Here is a 17,866-nt window from a genome sequence, read left to right as displayed (position 1 = left end):
CCTCGTCGGAAACAACAAAACAACAATCCCAATCCCGTGAGCTCTGTCATCTACGCGCGTAGCCGTAAACCGGCTACCCTCTTCGGCGTGAACGCATCTCTTCTTCCGGACGACATCCAGGGCGCCACCCCAGTAGACCCGAGGGCCGCCGCCGACGCCGCCGCGGCCCGCCTGCGCGAACTCACCGGCGCCGAGACCCACGACGTCGCCCTGGTGATGGGCTCCGGCTGGGCACCGGCCGTGGACGCGCTGGGCGCCCCCGAGGCCGATCTCCAGGTCACCGACCTGCCGGGCTTCCCCAAGCCCGCGGTGGAGGGGCACGGCGGCAAGATCCGCTCGTACTCCGTCGGCGACAAGCGCGCGCTGGTCTTCCTGGGCCGCACCCACTACTACGAGGGCCACGGCGTGGCCGCCGTCTCCCACGGCGTCCGCACCGCGGTCGCCGCCGGCGCCAAGACGATCATCCTGACCAACGGCTGCGGCGGCCTGCGCGAGGGCATGCGCCCCGGCCAGCCGGTCCTGATCAGCGACCACATCAACCTCACCGCCACCTCCCCCGTCGTCGGCGCCAACTTCGTCGACCTCACCGACCTCTACTCCCCCCGCCTGCGCGCGCTGTGCAAGGAGGTCGACCCCACGCTGGAGGAGGGCGTCTACGCCCAGTTCCCCGGCCCGCACTACGAGACGCCGGCCGAGATCCGCATGGCCCGCGTCATCGGGGCCGACCTGGTGGGCATGTCGACGGTCCTGGAGGCCATCGCCGCCCGCGAGGCCGGCGCGGAGGTCCTGGGCATCTCCCTGGTGACCAACCTCGCGGCGGGCATGACGGGCGAGCCCCTCAACCACGAGGAGGTCCTCCAGGCGGGCCGCGACTCGGCCGCCCGGATGGGTTCGCTGCTGACGCAGGTGCTGGGACGGTTGTGACCCTGCGCGTGCGGTGTGCCGGCACGCGGCCGGCACCGGCATGCCGTGGCGGGGCGCCTCCCAGGCCGTTCGGGCACTGAGGGAGGCACGACCGCCCGCAGCGGGGGCGGACGGCCCGCGACCGGGCTTGGAGAGCCGCGTACGGCGGGCAGGGCACGTGTCCGGGGGTGTCCGCCCGCAGCGGCGGCGCGTCGGCGCCGGCACTTCCGTGGCCGACCGGTTCCGCGCCGTTCCGCGGCGGGACCCCCGGCGCCGCCCCGACCGCAGGACAACCGAACGCGCTGCCCGCCCCCACCCCCCGCACGCACCCGACCCGCACAGGCCACCGCAGCACCCGCACCCCGCATCCCGCACAGGCCACCGCAGCACCCCGCACCCCGCACAGGCCACCGCCGCAGGCACCCGCGCCGCGTACCCCGAACGACGACCACACACGAGAGGCTGACCGACGTGCACGACGACCTCCTCGCACGGGCCAGGGCATGGCTGGCCGAGGACCCCGACGCGGACACCCGCGCGGAACTCGCCAAGCTCATCGACGCCGAGGATCACGCCGAGCTCACCGCACGCTTCTCCGGCACCCTCCAGTTCGGCACCGCCGGCCTGCGGGGCGAACTCGGCGCCGGCCCCATGCGCATGAACCGCTCCGTCGTCACCCGGGCCGCCGCAGGCCTCGCCGCGTACCTGAAGAAGCAGGGGACTCCCCACGGGGACGGCGCGGCCGGCCTCGTCGTCATCGGCTACGACGCCCGTCACAAGTCACAGGACTTCGCCCGGGACACCGCCGCCGTGATGACCGGCGCCGGTCTCAGGGCGGCCGTCCTCCCCCGCCCCCTGCCCACCCCCGTCCTCGCCTTCGCCATACGGCACCTCGGCGCCGTCGCCGGCGTGGAGGTCACCGCCAGCCACAACCCGCCGCGCGACAACGGCTACAAGGTCTACCTCGGGGACGGCTCCCAGATCGTGCCCCCCGCCGACGCCGAGATCGCCGCCGAGATCGACGCCGTACGCTCCCTGGACGACGTCCCCCGCCCCGAAGCCGGCTGGCAGACCCTCGACGGCTCCGTCCTCGACGCCTACCTCGCCCGCACGGACGCGGTCCTCTCCGCCGATTCCCCCCGCACCGCCCGCACCGTCTACACGGCGATGCACGGCGTCGGCAAGGACACCCTCCTCGCGGCCTTCGCCCGCGCCGGCTTCCCGGAGCCCGCCCTCGTCACCGAGCAGGCCGACCCCGACCCGGACTTCCCCACCGTCGCCTTCCCCAACCCGGAAGAGCCCGGCGCGATGGACCTCGCCTTCGCGAAGGCCCGCGAAACCGGCCCCGACCTGGTCATCGCCAACGACCCGGACGCCGACCGCTGCGCGGTGGCGGTCCACGACGGCACCGACTGGCGCATGCTCCGCGGCGACGAGGTCGGCGCCCTCCTCGCCGCCCACCTGGTCGCCCGCGGCGCGCGCGGCACGTTCGCCGAGTCGATCGTCTCCTCCTCCCTCCTCGGCCGCATCGCCGAGAAGGCGAACCTCCCGTACGAGGAGACCCTCACCGGCTTCAAGTGGATCGCCCGCGTCGAGGGCCTGCGCTACGGCTACGAGGAGGCCCTCGGCTACTGCGTCGACCCCGAGGGCGTACGCGACAAGGACGGCATCACCGCGGCCCTCCTGATCACGGAGCTCGCCTCCGCCCTCAAGGAGTCCGGCCGTACCCTGCTCGACCTCCTCGACGACCTCGCGGTGGAGCACGGCCTGCACGCCACCGACCAGCTCTCGGTCCGCGTCGAGGACCTCTCCCTCATCGCCGCCGCGATGCACCGCCTGCGCGAACAGCCCCCCGGCCGCCTCGCGGGCCTGCCGGTCACGAAGGCCGAGGACCTCACCCGGGGCACGGACACGCTGCCGCCCACGGACGGCCTGCGCTACACCCTCGACGGCGCCCGGGTGGTCGTCCGTCCGAGCGGTACGGAGCCGAAGCTGAAGTGCTACCTGGAGGTGGTCGTCCCGGTCGCGGCGCACGCCGGCCTCCCCGAGGCCCGCGCGAAGGCGACGGACCTGCTGACGGCGCTCAAGCGGGACCTGTCGACCGCGGCGGGCATCTGACCAGGCGAGGCTGATCACCCGAACCCGGCGAACCCGATGGGGTGCCCCCACCCGGGGGCACCCCATCGGGTGATTTCCCCCTGCCCATTGACCCGCCCTCCCCTGCCAGGACCGCCCCTCGGGCAACGGTGGACCGGGAAAACGCGCCGCCGGCCCGCGCACCGCCGGCACGCAGCACCGGCACACGCACCGCCGAGCCACCAGGGAGCCGCCGCCGTGTCCTCGACCGCCCCCAAGACCACCACCAGCGGCCACATCCCCGGCACCCGGCGCCCCCAGCCCCCCGCGACCACCACCCCGCCCCCGCGAGGCACCGCCCGCGCCCACGCCCAGCGCGTCCTGCGCGCCGCGCGCCGCGCCGCCCCCGCCCTCGGCGCCTATCTCGCCGTACGCCTCACAGGTCTGCTGGTACTCGCCGTCTGGGCCCCCCGACGGCACCAGGACCTCTGGGTGAACCTCGCCGCGCAGTGGGACTCCGACTGGTACCTCGCCATCGCCGACCACGGCTACGCCGACGAGCTCGGCACCGCCCACAACGCCAACAACCTGGCCTTCTTCCCGCTCTACCCGGTCCTGGTGAAGGCGGTGGCGGTACTCACCCCGGGCACGCGCGCGTCCACGGGCCTCGGCCTCGCGGTCGCCGCCTCGCTCATCGCGGCGTGGGGCGTCTTCGCGGTGGGCGACCATCTGCACGGCCGCCGCGTCGGCGTGCTGCTCGCCACGCTGTGGGCGGCGTTCCCGGTCGGCGCGGTCCAGTGGATGGGCTACACGGAGTCGCTGTTCACGGCGTGCGCGGCGTGGTCGCTGTACGCGGTGCTCACGGGGCGCTGGCTGTGCGCGGCGGGCTTCGCCTCGCTGGCGGGCCTGACCCGCCCGACCGGCATCGCGGTGGCGGCGGCGGTCACCGTGACGGCGCTGCTGCATCTCGCCCGCCACCGCGCCCCCGTCCCGCGCCTCCTCGCGGCCGCGGCCCTCGCGCCGCTCGGCTGGTGTGCGTACCTCGGCTGGGTGGGCCTGCGCCTGGGCCGCTGGGACGGCTACTTCGCCGTGCAGCGGCTCTGGTACAACGAGCTGGACGGCGGCCTGCGCACGCTGCACCAGATCCGGTGGCTGCTGTGGCGCGACCCGACACCGCAGCTGTTCCTGGTGATGGTGACACTCACGCTGATCGCGTCGGTGGTCCTCTTCGGCCTGTCGGCGTGGGACCGACAGCCCGCCGTACTGCTGGTCTTCACGGGCGCCATGCTGGCGATCGTGCTGGGCAGTGGCGGCGTGTACTTCTCCCGGGCCCGCTTCCTGCTCCCGGCCTTCCCCCTGCTCCTGCCGCTGGCCCTGCACCTGTCCCGCGCCTCCCGGCGCCACCGCGCACTGGTGCTGACGGCGGCGGTGCTGGGTTCGACGTACTGCGGCGCGTACATGCTGCTGGTCTGGTCGGCCGCGCCCTGACCCGCCGCCGGCCGCCGGACAACCCACGGCGCCCGCAGGCCGGACACACTCCGGCACCGCACACGCCGAGCCGCCCCCCGGGAACGGCGCACACCCGAACCGTCCCCGTGCACCGCCCGAGCCGTCCGCCGGGCACCACCCGCGCCGTCAGCCCGTCCCCAGCAGCACCGCGAGCAGCACCGCCCCGGCCACCGCCGGCGCGAGGACCTCGTAGGCCCAGCGCACCGTCACCTCGCCCTGCGAGCCGTCGGCCTGCTTCCGCGCCTCCAGCAGATCGCGCAGTTCGTCCATGATCTTGTCGAACTCCGCCCGCACCGGCCCGTCCGCCTCGGCCCCGGAACCACCGGCGTCGCGCCGCTTACCGCCGCCCAGGCCACCGAGCACGCCACCGCGCCCCCGGCCGCCCCCGGAGGTCCGCCGCGCCTCCTGCCGGACGGCCTTCTTGCGGCCGCGCAGCGAGACGGGAACGGCCCACAGCTGGTACTTGTCGCCGGACTCCGTGAAGACCTCGTTGGAGTAACCGGACCGGAACGAGGCGACCTGCCCCCAGGGCAGCACGACCACACGGAAGGGATTGCGCACCCGCAGCCGGTCCTCGCCCGCGAAGACGGCGGGCCGCACGGTGTAGGCGGCGATCAGCGGCACGAGGAACAGGAGCGCCGCGAGCGCCATCCAGGGAGTGCGGCCCTCTCCCGCGGCCAGGGCGTCGATGCCGAGCCACAGGGCGAGCGCGAGCAGCAGCACGCCGCCGGCGAGGCCCGCGGGCGAGCGGTAGACGCGGTCCTTGGACACGGGTGGCGACGGCTGCGGTGATGGTGACTGGGGCTCCGGGGTCGTCATGGTGCCGATTGTGCCCGACGGCCCGGGGAGCGCTCATGGGCGGTGCCGGTCCGCGGAACGAGCACACGGGGCTGTACAGCCGCTACGCGCGTAGATATGCTCGCCTGGTGACCATGCCCACCACTGCATCCGCTGTTCCCGCACACGGACTCGCCGACGTCACCGCGTCCGACAGCACGCTGCGCCGCTTCCTCCACGGGCTGCCCGGCGTCGACACGGTCGGCCTGGAGGCGCGCGCCGCCTCGCTCGGCACCCGTTCCATCAAGACCACCGCGAAGGCGTACGCCCTCGACCTGGCCATCTCGATGGTCGACCTGACGACGCTGGAAGGCGCGGACACCCCGGGCAAGGTCCGGGCGCTCGGCGCGAAGGCGGTCCGCCCCGACCCGACCGACCGCACGGCCCCGTCCGCCGCGGCCGTCTGCGTCTACCCCGACATGGTGCCCGCCGCCAAGGAGGCCGTCGCCGGCTCGGGCGTCAAGGTCGCCTCGGTCGCCACCGCGTTCCCGGCGGGCCGCGCCTCGCTCGCGGTCAAGCTGGCCGACGTGCGCGAGGCCGTGACGGCGGGCGCGGACGAGGTCGACATGGTCATCGACCGCGGGGCGTTCCTCGCGGGCGACTACATGAAGGTCCACGACGAGATCGTCGCCGTGAAGGAGGCCTGCGGGACGTCCGCCCGCCTGAAGGTCATCTTCGAGACCGGCGAGCTGTCGACGTACGACAACATCCGCCGTGCGAGCTGGCTCGGCATGCTGGCCGGGGCCGACTTCATCAAGACCTCCACCGGCAAGGTCGCGGTCAACGCGACGCCGTCCAACACCCTCCTCATGCTGGAGGCGGTCCGCGACTTCCGCGCGCAGACCGGCGTCCAGGTCGGTGTGAAGCCGGCCGGCGGCATCCGTACCGCCAAGGACGCGATCAAGTTCCTCGTCCTGGTCAACGAGACCGCGGGCGGGGACTGGCTGGACAACCACTGGTTCCGCTTCGGCGCCTCCTCGCTTCTGAACGATCTGCTGATGCAGCGCCAGAAGCTGGCCACGGGCCGTTACAGCGGCCCCGACTACGTGACGGTGGACTGATCACCATGGCATCTGCATTCGAGTACGCACCGGCGCCCGAGTCCCGCGCCGTCGTCGACATCGCCGCGTCCTACGGCCTGTTCATCGACGGCGAGTTCACCGAGGCGGCCGACGGCAAGGTCCTCAAGACGGTCTCCCCGTCCACCGAGGAGGTCCTCTCCGAGGTCGCCGAGGCCGGTGAGGCGGACGTCGACCGCGCGGTGAAGGCCGCCCGCAAGGCGTTCGAGAAGTGGTCGGCGCTCCCCGGCCCGGAGCGCGCGAAGTACCTCTTCCGCATCGCCCGCATCATCCAGGAGCGCAGCCGCGAGCTCGCCGTCCTCGAAACCCTCGACAACGGCAAGCCGATCAGGGAGACGAGGGACGCCGACCTCCCGCTGGTCGCCGCGCACTTCTTCTACTACGCGGGCTGGGCCGACAAGCTCGACCACGCCGGCTACGGCGCGAACCCGCGCCCGCTGGGCGTGGCCGGCCAGGTCATCCCATGGAACTTCCCGCTCCTGATGCTGGCGTGGAAGATCGCTCCGGCGCTCGCGACCGGCAACACGGTCGTCCTCAAGCCCGCCGAGACGACCCCCCTCTCCGCCCTGTTCTTCGCGGACATCTGCCGCCAGGCGGGCCTGCCCAAGGGCGTCGTCAACATCATCACCGGTGACGGCCGCGCGGGCGCCGCGCTGGTCGCCCACCCCGACGTGAACAAGGTCGCCTTCACCGGCTCCACGGCCGTCGGAAAGCAGATCGCCCGCACGGTGGCGGGCACCCGCAAGAAGCTGACGCTCGAACTCGGCGGCAAGGGCGCCAACATCGTCTTCGACGACGCCCCCATCGACCAGGCCGTCGAGGGCATCGTCAACGGCATCTTCTTCAACCAGGGCCAGGTCTGCTGCGCGGGCTCCCGCCTGCTGGTCCAGGAGTCGATCCACGACGAGCTGCTGGACTCCCTCAAGCGCAGGCTCTCCACCCTCCGCCTGGGCGACCCGATGGACAAGAACACCGACATCGGCGCCATCAACTCCGCCGAGCAGCTGGCCCGGATCACCGCGCTGGCCGACCAGGGCGAGGCGGAGGGCGCCGAGCGCTGGTCCCCGGCCTGCGACCTTCCGGAGAACGGCTACTGGTTCGCCCCGACGCTCTTCACGAACGTCACCCAGGCACACACCGTGGCCCGCGACGAGATCTTCGGCCCGGTTCTGTCGGTGCTGACCTTCCGTACGCCCGACGAGGCGGTCGCCAAGGCCAACAACACCCCGTACGGGCTCTCGGCGGGCATCTGGACGGAGAAGGGCTCGCGCATCCTGGCGGTCGCGAACAAGCTCCGTGCGGGTGTGGTCTGGTCCAACACGTTCAACAAGTTCGATCCGACCTCGCCGTTCGGCGGCTACAAGGAGTCGGGCTTCGGCCGCGAGGGCGGCCGCCACGGCCTGGAGGCGTACCTCGATGTCTGATCAGAACCGTCTCAGCGTCTTCAAGACCTACAAGCTGTACGTCGGCGGGAAGTTCCCGCGTTCCGAGAGCGGCCGGGTGTACGAGGTGACCGACGCAAAGGGCAAGTGGCTGGCGAACGCCCCGCTCTCCTCCCGCAAGGACGCCCGTGACGCGGTGGTCGCCGCGCGCAAGGCCTTCGGCGGCTGGTCCGGCGCGACGGCGTACAACCGCGGCCAGATCCTCTACCGCGTCGCCGAGATGCTGGAGGGCCGCCGTGACCAGTACGTCTCGGAGGTCGCCGACGCCGAGGGCCTGTCGAAGTCCAAGGCGGGCCTCCAGGTGAACGCGGCGATCGACCGCTGGGTCTGGTACGCGGGCTGGACCGACAAGATCGCCCAGGTGGTGGGCGGCGGCAACCCGGTCGCGGGGCCCTTCTTCAACCTGTCCTCCCCGGAGCCGACGGGTGTGGTGGCCGTCCTCGCCCCCCACGAGTCGTCGTTCCTGGGCCTGGTCTCGGTCGTCGCCCCGGTCATCGCGACCGGCAACACGGCGGTCGTGATCGCGAGCGAGAGGTCGCCGCTCCCGGCCCTCTCCCTGGGCGAGGTGCTGGCCACCTCCGACCTCCCCGGCGGCGTGGTCAACATCCTGTCCGGCCGTACGGCCGAGATCGCGACCCCTCTCGCCTCGCACCAGGACGTCAACGCGATCGACCTCGCGGGCGCGGACGAGACGCTGGCGAAGGAGCTGGAGGTCGCCGCGGCGGACAACCTGAAGCGCGTCCTTCGTCCACAGCCTGTGGACGACGCGGACTGGTCGGCGACGCCGGGCACCGGCCGCCTGACGGCGTTCCTGGAGACCAAGACCGTCTGGCACCCGACGGGCGCGCTGGGCGCGTCCGGCTCGTCGTACTGAGACACCGGGGCACCGCGCCCACGAGCGAGCCGCGTCTTCCCACCGTCCGGGGAAGGCGCGGCTCTTCGCTCGTGTGCCCGCGGGCGGGGGGGCGTCAGCGCAGCAGCTCCGTCGCCTGCCCCACCACCGGTACGCCGCCGAGGGACCGCGCCTGCGCGACCGGGCCGGTCAGCGCCGTCGAGCTGAGCGGCTGGAAGTCGGCGACCTTCGTGCCGACACCGTTGTCCAGCGGGTCGACGCCGGTACCGGCCAGCGGGTTGGGCTTGAGGTCCGCGAGCGGGCCGGTCACGTAGCCGACCATGCCGGTCACCGCCTGGAGGCCCGCCTGCGGATCGATGTTGCCAAGCGAGGTGGGGCGGGTCTGCGCCAGGCCGGCGATCGTCTCGCCGCCCTCCGCGGAGGCCGAGACCGCGCCTGCGCCCAGGGCCACCCCCGCGGTCGCGAGGACGACCAGGGCGCGCTGGGCGGTCGGGGTGCGGGGGTTCGCGTGTCGGGCCATCGGTGAGCCACCTCTTGCTTCGGAGTACGTTCGGCGTGTGCCGACCGTACCGCGGAGAGTAATCGGGTCGACGCGAAGCGTAGTTGAGATGTGGCGCGTGCTTCAAAGTCGACCCGCGGGGTCGTACGGCGGCCGTGCGATGCCTCAGACTGGTGTCCCGTGAGCTCCCACCCGCCCATACCGACCCGAGTCGCGCTGCTCTGCGGCCCCTCCGGCTCCGGCAAGTCCCTCCTCGCCGCCCGCTCCGGCCTTCCGGTGCTGCGCCTCGACGACTTCTACAAGGAGGGCACCGACCCGACCCTGCCGCTGGTGCCGCAGAGCTCCGACATCGACTGGGACCACCCCGGGTCGTGGGACGCGGACGCGGCCGTGGCCGCCATCACGGAGCTGTGCCGCACCGGCCGTACACGCGTGCCCGTCTACGACCTCGCGCTCAGCGCCCGCACCGGCGAGGAGACGATCGACATCGGGCGGACCCCGCTGTTCCTCGCGGAGGGCATCTTCGCCGCCGAACTCGTGGGACGCTGCCGGGAGCTGGGCATCCTGGCCGACGCGCTGTGCCTGAGCCGGGGTCCTGCGACGACGTTCCGCCGCCGCTTCCTGCGGGACCTGCGGGAGGGCCGCAAGTCCGTGCCGTTCCTGCTGCGCCGCGGCTGGCGGCTGATGCGGCAGGAGCGGTCGGTCATCGCCCGGCAGACGGCCCTGGGCGCCCACGCCTGCGACCGGGACGAGGCGATGGGCCGCCTGGCCGCCGCGGCGGCGGGGCGGTGCGGCACGGCGCGTACGGCCGTGTAACACGTGCCCGCACACGGAGAAGCGGGACTGGACGGACCCCCCGGCCCTCCAGTCCCGCTCCCCTTCCGCTCCCCCGTGCTTCCCCCGTTTCCCCGTGTCCCCCCGGGGCTGTTCCCCCGTGTCCCCCGTATCCCCCGTGGTGCTTCCCCGTGAGTAAGAGCCCGGTACCCTCCCCCTGATACACCCCGGCTCGTACTTTTTTTCGCGGGCCCCCCGGCCCGCCGTCCTTCAGGCGACCAACTCGCCGAAGGCGTCCTCCCGGTCACGGCCGAAGCTGAGGACCTCGTCCTCGCGCAGCCGGCGGAGCGACCGCCAGATGCTGGACTTCACCGTGCCGACACTGATGTCGAGGATGTCCGCGATCTCCGGGTCCGTGCGGCCCTCGTAGTAGCGCAGGACCAGCATGGTGCGCTGGAGCTCGGGCAGCCGGGCCAGTGCCTGCCACAGGACCGTGCGCAGCTCGGTGCCGCGCATCGCGTCCGTGTCGCCGACCGTCTCCGGCAGCTCCTCGGTCGGGTACTCGTTGAGCTTGCGGCGCCGCCAGGCGCTGATGTGCAGGTTGGTCATGGTGCGGCGGAGGTATCCGCCGACCGCCGCCTTGTCACTGATCCGGTCCCACGCCCGGTACGTCGAGAACAGCGCGCTCTGCAGCAGGTCCTCGGCCTCGAAGCGGTCGCCGGTGAGGTGGTAGGCGGTGGCGTACAGGGAGGCGCGGCGCTCCTGGACGTAGGCGGTGAACTCCGCCTCCGACAGTGAAGCGCGCTCCCCCGGGCCCTCCCCGTACGCCGTTCCCCCCTGCGCCGGCCCCCCGCGCGTCTCCCCCTGACGCGTGTCGACCACCGCCATGTAGGCGGCGTGCTGACGCCCGGTGCCGCGAGCGCACCCCCGCCCGCTCACGGCACCGGACTTCTCGGAACCCCGGTGCGTGTGCACGTCGTGCAGACGCGTGACCACTGCGCTGGTGCTGGTGCCCTTCAGCGTGTTCATCTCGCGCCCCCCCGTCGTGGACTTCCGGTGTTCGGCTTGCTGTGTTGCGGCTTGCTGTGTTGCGGCTTGCTGTGCACTCGCCGGTACTGCGACTTGCCGTGTTGCCTGTGACGAGAAGCCTGCCGCGGCGACTTCATGGCCGTGTCCGCCGACTGTCACAGAGCTGTCACAGGGGTCCGTCACCGCTGCGCCACCGTTCCTTCACAGGGTCCGGCGGCGTGGCGGGGCCCCATCCGGACCCGCAGGTCGAACCGCACCCCCTCCATGGGCCAGAATGAGCGCGTGCCTTCCCTGTTGCTGATCGAGGACGACGACGCCATCCGTACGGCCCTGGAGCTCTCCCTGACCCGCCAGGGCCACCGGGTGGCCACCGCTGCCAGCGGTGAGGACGGTCTGAAGCTGCTGCGCGAGCAGCGGCCGGACCTGATCGTGCTGGACGTGATGCTGCCCGGCATCGACGGTTTCGAGGTGTGCCGTCGCATCCGGCGCACCGACCAGCTGCCGATCATCCTGCTGACCGCGCGCAACGACGACATCGACGTGGTCGTCGGTCTCGAGTCGGGCGCCGACGACTACGTCGTCAAACCCGTCCAGGGCCGGGTACTGGACGCCCGTATCCGGGCCGTGCTGCGGCGCGGGGAGCGGGAGTCCACCGACTCGGCGAGCTTCGGCAGCCTGGTCATCGACCGGTCGGCGATGACCGTGACGAAGAACGGCGAGGATCTCCAGCTGACGCCGACCGAGCTGCGGCTGCTGCTCGAACTGAGCCGGCGGCCGGGACAGGCGCTGTCCCGGCAGCAGTTGCTGCGGCTGGTGTGGGAGCACGACTACCTCGGTGACTCCCGGCTGGTGGACGCCTGCGTGCAGCGGCTGCGCGCCAAGGTCGAGGACGTGCCGTCGTCCCCGACCCTGATCCGTACCGTGCGGGGTGTCGGCTACCGGCTGGATCCGCCTCAGTGAGACGGGAACACCAGGGGGGTTCACGCGGCTGGGCCGCGGCTCGCAAGGGAGTCTGGTCCTGGCTGCGCTTCACCAGCCTGCGCCTGCGGCTGGTCCTCGTCTTCGGTCTCGTCGCGCTCACCGCCGCCGTGTCCGCGTCCGGCATCGCCTACTGGCTGAACCGGGAGGCGGTGCTCACCCGCACCCAGGACGCCGTGCTGCGCGACTTCGAGCAGGAGATGCAGAACCGGGCGGGCGCGCTGCCCGAACACCCCACCCAGGACGAGTTGCAGCACACCGCCGGGCAGATGGCCAACAGCAGCCAGCGGTTCAGCGTGCTGCTGGTCGCCGAGAACGCCGCCGGCTCGACCGTGTACGGCAGTTCCGGCGGCCTGGGGGGCTTCGTGCTCTCCGACGTGCCCGAGTCGCTGCGCACGGCGGTGGACAAGGAGCAGAAGGTCACCCCGGCCAACAAGCACCCGTACCACCTGTACTGGCAGCGGATCACCGACGACGACACCCCCTACCTGGTGGCCGGCACGAAGGTGATCGGCGGCGGGCCGACCGGCTACATGCTCAAGTCGCTGGAACCGGAGGCCAAGGACCTCAACTCGCTCGCCTGGTCGCTCGGGATCGCCACCGCACTCGCCCTGCTCGGCTCCGCGCTGCTCGCGCAGGCGCTGGCGACGACCGTGCTGAAGCCGGTGCACCGGCTCGGGGTCGCGGCGCGGCGCCTCGGTGAGGGGAAGCTGGACACCCGGCTGCGGGTGTCCGGCACCGACGAACTGGCCGACCTGTCCCGGACCTTCAACAGCGCCGCCGAGGCGCTGGAGAAACGGGTCGCGGACATGGCCGGCCGGGAGCAGGCCTCCCGGCGCTTCGTGGCGGACATGAGCCATGAGCTGCGTACCCCGCTGACGGCGATCACCGCGGTCACCGAGGTACTGGAGGAGGAGCTGGAGTTCGAGGGCGGCGGCTTCGACCCGATGATCGAGCCGGCCGTGCGGCTGGTGGTCAGCGAGACGCGGCGGCTGAACGACCTCGTGGAGAACCTGATGGAGGTCACCCGCTTCGACGCGGGCACCGCCCGGCTGGTCCTGGACGACGTCGACGTCGCCGACCAGATCACCGCCTGCGTCGACGCCCGCGCCTGGCTGGACGCCGTCGACCTGGACGCCGAGCGCGGCATCCACGCCCGGCTCGACCCGCGCCGCCTGGACGTGATCCTGGCCAACCTGATCGGCAACGCGCTCAAGCACGGCGGGTCGCCGGTGCGGGTGTCGGTGGCGCGGGCGGACGACGAGGTCCTCATCCGGGTACGGGACCACGGGCCCGGCATTCCCGAGGAGGTCCTGCCGCACGTCTTCGACCGCTTCTACAAGGCGAGCGCCTCCCGGCCGCGCTCCGAGGGCAGCGGGCTCGGCCTGTCCATCGCCCTGGAGAACGCGCACATCCACGGCGGTGGGATCACCGCGTCCAACTCCCCCGACGGGGGAGCGGTGTTCACACTGCGGCTGCCGCAGGACCCGCCGGCGGACGAGGACGACGCCGAGGACGACTCGGGAGACACCGGGGGCACCGGGGGCACCGGGGGCACCGGGGGCACCGGGGGCGAGAGCAAGGGCAAGGACGCGAAGGGACAGGTCTGATGACCGTACGCCGCCTGACGGCACTCCCCGGGCTGGCCGTGCTGGCCGTACTGCTCGCCGGGTGCGGCATCCGGGCCACGGAGGTGCCCACGGACTACGGCCCCGCGCCCTCGCGGGTGCGCTGTTCGCTCGCCGAGCCGGACGTGTCGGCACAGACCGCGCCCGGGGTGCCGGTACGGGTGTTCCTGCTGTGCGGCTCTTCGCTGGTGGCCGTGGACCGGACGGTACCGGCGCCGGACGGCGCGGACTCCGGGCGACGGGTCCTGGTGGCCCAGGGACTGCTGAACGAGCTCGCGGCGCCTCCGTCGGCCGCGGAGAAGGAGGCCGGGTACACCTCGGACGTACGCCGCGGGATCGCCGTGACCGGCCCGCGCCCCGGCGACCCGAAGGACACGCTGCGCCTGGACACCGCCCCCGACGACCTCACGTCGTACGCCCTCGCCCAGGTCGTCTGCACCTTCTCCGACTCGGCCGCCGCCGAGGGCGACGGCTCCGTCGTACTGGCGGGCCCCGGCGACCGGTCCGCACGCCGCTACGTCTGCACGGACGAGGTCCGCGCCCGGCCGGGCAGCAACGAACCGCCGTCCAGCGAGGTCACGGACGGCTGACCGCCCGCGAGTGGGCGGCCTGGGACGGGGCGGAGGCGGCTTCCGGGGGCCGTGTGGCGCAAGCCTCACCCCTGCGAGGGAGAGGCCGGAACCGAGCGCGACGGCGTCCGCGTCTAGAGAGGCGTGCAGCGTCATGGGTTCCTCGGCGGCAGCGCCGCGCTCCGCATCCGTGTGACAGGAAGTGTCCTCCTGGTCGCACATCTCGCGTTCGTCGCCTGGTACGCGCTGCGGCCACTCGACGTCCCCTGGGTGCTGCCTCCCAACCTGCGTCCGCTGGACGGGATCCGCGCCGACCTGGCACTCGGCTGGCCCGCGGCGGCCCGGGCCATCGGCGGGTCGCTCGCGCTGCTGGCGCCGCTGGGCGTCCTGCTGCCCATGGCGGGCGGCCGGCTGACCGTCTCGCCGCCGGCCTCCCTGCTGCGCACCATGGCGGCGGCGGCCCTGCTGTCCCTGGGGATCGAACTGCTGCAGACCGGGGTGCCCGGTCAGGTCGTGGACATCGACTCGCTGCTGCTGAACACGGCGGGCGTGGCCCTCGTGCACCTCGCCCTCGTCCCCGCGGGCCGGGCCCGGCTCCGCCGCAGGTCCGAGCGGGGGCGACGGCAGGGCATCCCCCGGGAGGAGCCCGCTCAGGGTCGGACCCCGACGATTCCCAGGGTCGGTATCGCCCCGTAGAGCGACGCTTTGTTCCGTTCGTCTCCGTAGCGTAGAGGGCAGATGAAGGGGAAGCCGACCGGCAGTCCCCACCACACGCTCACGAAGGAGCCGCGATGTCCCGCCTCGCCCGCCCCACCAACGGCCGCATGATCGGCGGAGTGTGCGCCGCGCTGGCCCGGCGCTTCGGCACCTCCACCAGCACGATGCGGGTGATCTTCGTGGTCTCCTGCCTGCTGCCCGGCCCGCAGTTCCTGCTCTACCTGGCCCTGTGGATCCTGCTGCCCTCCGAGGAGAAGGCCGCCCGTACGGCCTGGTGAAGGACAGCCCGATGGACGTACCTCCCCTCTGGTACACCGACGGGGCGCACCCGGAACACCGGGTGCGCCCCGTCGGCGCGTGGGGAGAGGCGGGCTCAGCCGCCGATCGGGAGGCCGTTGACCGGCAGGCCCTGGGTGGGCAGACCCTTGGCCGGCAGACCGCCGAGCAGGCCGGCGACCGGCTTGGTCGGGCCCTCGGAGAGCTGCTGTTCGAGTACCTGCTCGACGACCGGCTGCGCGGCGGTCAGACCCACGCCGGAGACGTGGCGGCCCTGCTCCAGCACGTTGCCCGCGCCGGGCACCACCTGGGAGACGGTCTCCGCGGGGAGCGTCCGGGCGACCGAGTCCACCGTCTGGGCGGTGTCCGGGAGCTCCGGGGCCGCGGTGGCCGCGCCCGCGCCGGCGGCGGCGAAGGCGGCACCGAGGGCGGCGACGCCGAGGGTCTTGGCAGCAGACTGCTTCATGAAATGCGTCCTCGAAATGGGATGACGGGGATGTGAGCGGTCCTTGAACGTAAACACGCGGCACCCCTCCCGGCAAACATCGAAATGCGGACGGATTGTGAAAGCCCGCCCGCGTTTCCGTATTACCGTCTGCTCGCGCTCAGCTCTCAGCCTGAGGGAAAGCGCTGGTGGAAGCCGTCTGCTGGAACAGCCATTCGGACTTCAGCTCCGCGTATCCGGGCTTGATCACGTCATTGATCATGGCCAGTCGTTCATCGAAAGGAATGAACGCTGATTTCATCGCATTGACGGAGAACCACTGCATGTCGTCGAGCGTGTAACCGAACGCGTCGACAAGATGCTCGAATTCCCGGCTCATGCCGGTGTGGGACATCAGCCGGTTGTCCGTGTTGACGGTGGCCCGGAAGTGCAGCCGGCGCAGCAGCCCGATGGGGTGCTCGGCATACGAGTCCGCCGCCCCGGTCTGCAGGTTGGAGCTGGGGCACAGCTCCAGCGGGATGCGCTTGTCCCGGACGTAGGAGGCGAGCCGCCCGAGCTTGACCGTACCGTCCTCGTGGACCTGGATGTCGTCGATGATGCGCACGCCGTGCCCGAGCCGGTCGGCGCCGCACCACTGCAGGGCCTGCCAGATGGACGGCAGCCCGAAGGCCTCGCCGGCGTGGATCGTGAAGTGGTTGTTCTCCCGCTTGAGGTACTCGAAGGCGTCGAGGTGCCGGGTGGGCGGGTACCCGGCCTCGGCGCCGGCGATGTCGAAGCCGACGACGCCCAGGTCCCGGTAGCGGTTGGCGAGCTCGGCGATCTCCAGGGCGCGGGCGGCGTGCCGCATGGCGGTGAGCAGGGCACCGACGCGGATGCGGTGGCCGCTGTCCCTCGCGCGCCGCTCGCCCTCCCGGAAGCCCTCGTTGACGGCCTCGACGACCTCTTCGAGGCTGAGCCCGCCCTCCAGGTGCTGCTCGGGGGCGTACCGCACCTCGGCGTAGACGACGCCGTCCTCGGCGAGGTCCTCGGCGCACTCGGCGGCGACCCGGACCAGGGCGTCGCGGGTCTGCATGACACCGACGGTGTGCGAGAAGGTCTCCAGGTACCGCTCCAGCGACCCGGAGTCGGCGGCCTGCCGGAACCAGGCGCCGAGCCGGTCGGCATCGGTCTCGGGGAGTTGTGAGTAGCCGGCCGCACGGGCGAGTTCGACGACCGTGCCGGGGCGCAGCCCGCCGTCGAGATGATCGTGCAGCAGAACCTTCGGCGCCCGGCGGATCCGGTCCGGCGTCGGAGTCTTCGCGGTGGTCTTCGCGGTGCTCTGGCTCGTCATTTCCGCACTCTAACTCCTACGCGCGTAGAGCACCGGGTGAACGCACGGACGCGGAAATGCGGACCGGGTGCGGGGGCGCGGTGTACGGACTCGTCGATATGTAACGGTGACTGCGATGACGGGTGGCGTACACCCGGTCTTCTGAGAATGTTCTGTCATGGCACAGCAAGCGACGCCGGTCCGCCAGGCCCGGCTGGGGCGAACGCTCGGTCCGGAGGGGACGGCGGTGAGCGGGGTGGTGCTGCTGCTCCCCGGCGGCGACGAGGTGTCCAGCCGCAAGCCCGCTCCGTTGCTGGCGGCCGCGTCCGTGCGCGCGTTGGGGCGCGGGCTCGCGCGCGCGGGACGGGACGAGGGCCTGGCCACGCACGTCGTGCACTACCGCTACCGCGGCTGGAACGGCGCCGAGGCCCACCTCGCCCGGGACGCCGACTGGGCCGCCGACGAGGCCGTCCGGCGCTACGGCGACGTTCCCGTCTGCCTCGTCGGCATCGGCATGGGCGGGCGGGCCGCACTGCGCGCCGCGGGGCACGAGGCCGTCAACTCGGTGCTGGCGGTCGCCCCTTGGCTGCCCGACGAGGACATGGCCGCACCGCCCGAACCGGTGAAGCAGCTCGCCGGGCGCCAGGTGCTGATCGTGCACGGCACGAACGACGAGCGCAGCGACCCCGAGCTGTCGTTCCGGCTGGCCTCCCGGGCGAAGAAGGCGAACCGTGCGGTGTGCCGGTTCGAAGTGCACTCCGACGGCCACGGTTTGCGGCACTACCGCGAGGAAGTCGCCGCGCTCGCCGAGGACTTCGTGATGGGCGCGCTGTTCGGGCAGGCGTTCTCGCGGCCGGTGGAGGACGCGCTGGCCGCTCCCCCGCCGCTGGGGCTGCGGATGCCGCTGGCGGTGGGGTTCGGGAAGTCGTTGCGGCGCTAGGGG

General features: G+C 72.6%; 18 protein-coding genes. 13 read left to right on the top strand and 5 right to left on the bottom strand.

All coding sequences use genetic code 11. The features are described 5' to 3' along the window. Nucleotides 1-87: 87 nt before the first annotated feature. The 3 genes from ACZ4V1_RS06580 (at nt 88) to ACZ4V1_RS06570 (ending at nt 4,467) form a co-directional block, all read left to right on the top strand. A complete protein-coding gene (locus ACZ4V1_RS06580; RefSeq protein ID WP_468330238.1) occupies nt 88-924 on the top strand; it encodes a purine-nucleoside phosphorylase in 837 nt (278 codons plus the stop codon). A gap of 450 nt (nt 925-1,374) precedes the next feature. Further along, nucleotides 1,375-3,021, top strand: a complete 1,647-nt coding sequence (locus tag ACZ4V1_RS06575) for a phospho-sugar mutase (RefSeq protein ID WP_468330235.1) — start codon at nt 1,375-1,377, stop codon at nt 3,019-3,021. Between the two features lie 216 nt (nt 3,022-3,237). Then, the gene (locus tag ACZ4V1_RS06570; RefSeq protein WP_468330232.1) at nt 3,238-4,467 is read left to right on the top strand and encodes a hypothetical protein; all 1,230 of its coding nucleotides are present in this window, start codon (nt 3,238-3,240) and stop codon (nt 4,465-4,467) included. Nucleotides 4,468-4,614: 147 nt separating this feature from the next. On the opposite strand, the gene ACZ4V1_RS06565 is transcribed toward ACZ4V1_RS06570, so the two are convergent. Next, nucleotides 4,615-5,307, bottom strand: a complete 693-nt coding sequence (locus tag ACZ4V1_RS06565; protein ID WP_468330229.1) for a PH domain-containing protein — start codon at nt 5,305-5,307, stop codon at nt 4,615-4,617. Nucleotides 5,308-5,420: 113 nt separating this feature from the next. Here ACZ4V1_RS06565 and deoC point away from each other — a divergent pair, with 113 nt between their 5' ends. Genes deoC through ACZ4V1_RS06550 form a run of 3 tightly spaced genes read left to right on the top strand, consistent with a single transcriptional unit; the run spans nt 5,421 to nt 8,720 of the window. Next, nucleotides 5,421-6,386, top strand: a complete 966-nt coding sequence (deoC, locus tag ACZ4V1_RS06560) for a deoxyribose-phosphate aldolase (protein WP_468330226.1) — start codon at nt 5,421-5,423, stop codon at nt 6,384-6,386. A 5-nt stretch (nt 6,387-6,391) separates the two neighbouring features. Next, nucleotides 6,392-7,828: an aldehyde dehydrogenase family protein gene (locus ACZ4V1_RS06555; protein ID WP_468330223.1), complete on the top strand. Its 1,437-nt coding sequence runs from the start codon at nt 6,392-6,394 to the stop codon at nt 7,826-7,828. Further along, nucleotides 7,821-8,720 carry an aldehyde dehydrogenase family protein gene (locus tag ACZ4V1_RS06550; RefSeq protein WP_468330220.1) on the top strand — a complete coding sequence of 300 codons (900 nt, stop codon included), beginning with the start codon at nt 7,821-7,823 and terminating at the stop codon, nt 8,718-8,720. Before ACZ4V1_RS06555 ends, ACZ4V1_RS06550 begins: the two co-directional genes overlap by 8 nt. A 94-nt stretch (nt 8,721-8,814) precedes the next feature. On the opposite strand, the gene ACZ4V1_RS06545 is transcribed toward ACZ4V1_RS06550, so the two are convergent. After that, entirely contained in the window at nt 8,815-9,219 is a 405-nt protein-coding gene (locus ACZ4V1_RS06545; RefSeq protein WP_468330217.1) for a hypothetical protein, read from the bottom strand. Nucleotides 9,220-9,378: 159 nt separating this feature from the next. Here ACZ4V1_RS06545 and ACZ4V1_RS06540 point away from each other — a divergent pair, with 159 nt between their 5' ends. Further along, the gene (locus ACZ4V1_RS06540; protein WP_468330214.1) at nt 9,379-10,014 is read left to right on the top strand and encodes a uridine kinase; all 636 of its coding nucleotides are present in this window, start codon (nt 9,379-9,381) and stop codon (nt 10,012-10,014) included. Nucleotides 10,015-10,242: 228 nt separating this feature from the next. On the opposite strand, the gene ACZ4V1_RS06535 is transcribed toward ACZ4V1_RS06540, so the two are convergent. After that, complete coding sequence (locus ACZ4V1_RS06535; protein ID WP_468330211.1) at nt 10,243-11,001, bottom strand: SigE family RNA polymerase sigma factor; 759 nt, start codon at nt 10,999-11,001, stop codon at nt 10,243-10,245. 282 nt (nt 11,002-11,283) lie between these two features. On the opposite strand from ACZ4V1_RS06535, the gene afsQ1 reads away from it, so the two are divergent. From afsQ1 to ACZ4V1_RS06510, 5 genes are all read left to right on the top strand, one after another. Then, complete coding sequence (afsQ1, locus tag ACZ4V1_RS06530; RefSeq protein WP_003974066.1) at nt 11,284-11,961, top strand: two-component system response regulator AfsQ1; 678 nt, start codon at nt 11,284-11,286, stop codon at nt 11,959-11,961. Beyond that, entirely contained in the window at nt 11,859-13,589 is a 1,731-nt protein-coding gene (locus tag ACZ4V1_RS06525) for an ATP-binding protein (RefSeq protein ID WP_468330945.1), read from the top strand. The genes afsQ1 and ACZ4V1_RS06525 overlap by 103 nt, the downstream gene beginning before the upstream one ends. Then, nucleotides 13,589-14,197, top strand: a complete 609-nt coding sequence (locus tag ACZ4V1_RS06520) for a hypothetical protein (protein WP_468330208.1) — start codon at nt 13,589-13,591, stop codon at nt 14,195-14,197. The genes ACZ4V1_RS06525 and ACZ4V1_RS06520 overlap by 1 nt, the downstream gene beginning before the upstream one ends. Before the next feature lie 123 nt (nt 14,198-14,320). Beyond that, nucleotides 14,321-14,872 carry a VanZ family protein gene (locus tag ACZ4V1_RS06515; RefSeq protein WP_468330205.1) on the top strand — a complete coding sequence of 184 codons (552 nt, stop codon included), beginning with the start codon at nt 14,321-14,323 and terminating at the stop codon, nt 14,870-14,872. 95 nt (nt 14,873-14,967) lie between these two features. Beyond that, nucleotides 14,968-15,171 (top strand): PspC domain-containing protein, encoded by a 204-nt coding sequence (locus ACZ4V1_RS06510; RefSeq protein ID WP_468330202.1) that lies wholly within the window; start codon nt 14,968-14,970, stop codon nt 15,169-15,171. A gap of 95 nt (nt 15,172-15,266) precedes the next feature. Here the strand turns inward: ACZ4V1_RS06510 and ACZ4V1_RS06505 are convergent, their stop codons facing one another. Next, entirely contained in the window at nt 15,267-15,635 is a 369-nt protein-coding gene (locus ACZ4V1_RS06505; protein ID WP_468330199.1) for an ATP-binding protein, read from the bottom strand. Between the two features lie 139 nt (nt 15,636-15,774). After that, a complete protein-coding gene (locus tag ACZ4V1_RS06500; RefSeq protein WP_468330196.1) occupies nt 15,775-16,944 on the bottom strand; it encodes an adenosine deaminase in 1,170 nt (389 codons plus the stop codon). A gap of 157 nt (nt 16,945-17,101) precedes the next feature. On the opposite strand from ACZ4V1_RS06500, the gene ACZ4V1_RS06495 reads away from it, so the two are divergent. Beyond that, a complete protein-coding gene (locus tag ACZ4V1_RS06495) occupies nt 17,102-17,863 on the top strand; it encodes an alpha/beta hydrolase (RefSeq protein WP_468330193.1) in 762 nt (253 codons plus the stop codon). The last annotated feature ends 3 nt before the right edge of the window (nt 17,864-17,866 follow it).

This window comes from Streptomyces sp. NPDC028991 (assembly GCF_055564775.1).
This window is presented reverse-complemented; position numbering and strand designations above follow the sequence as displayed.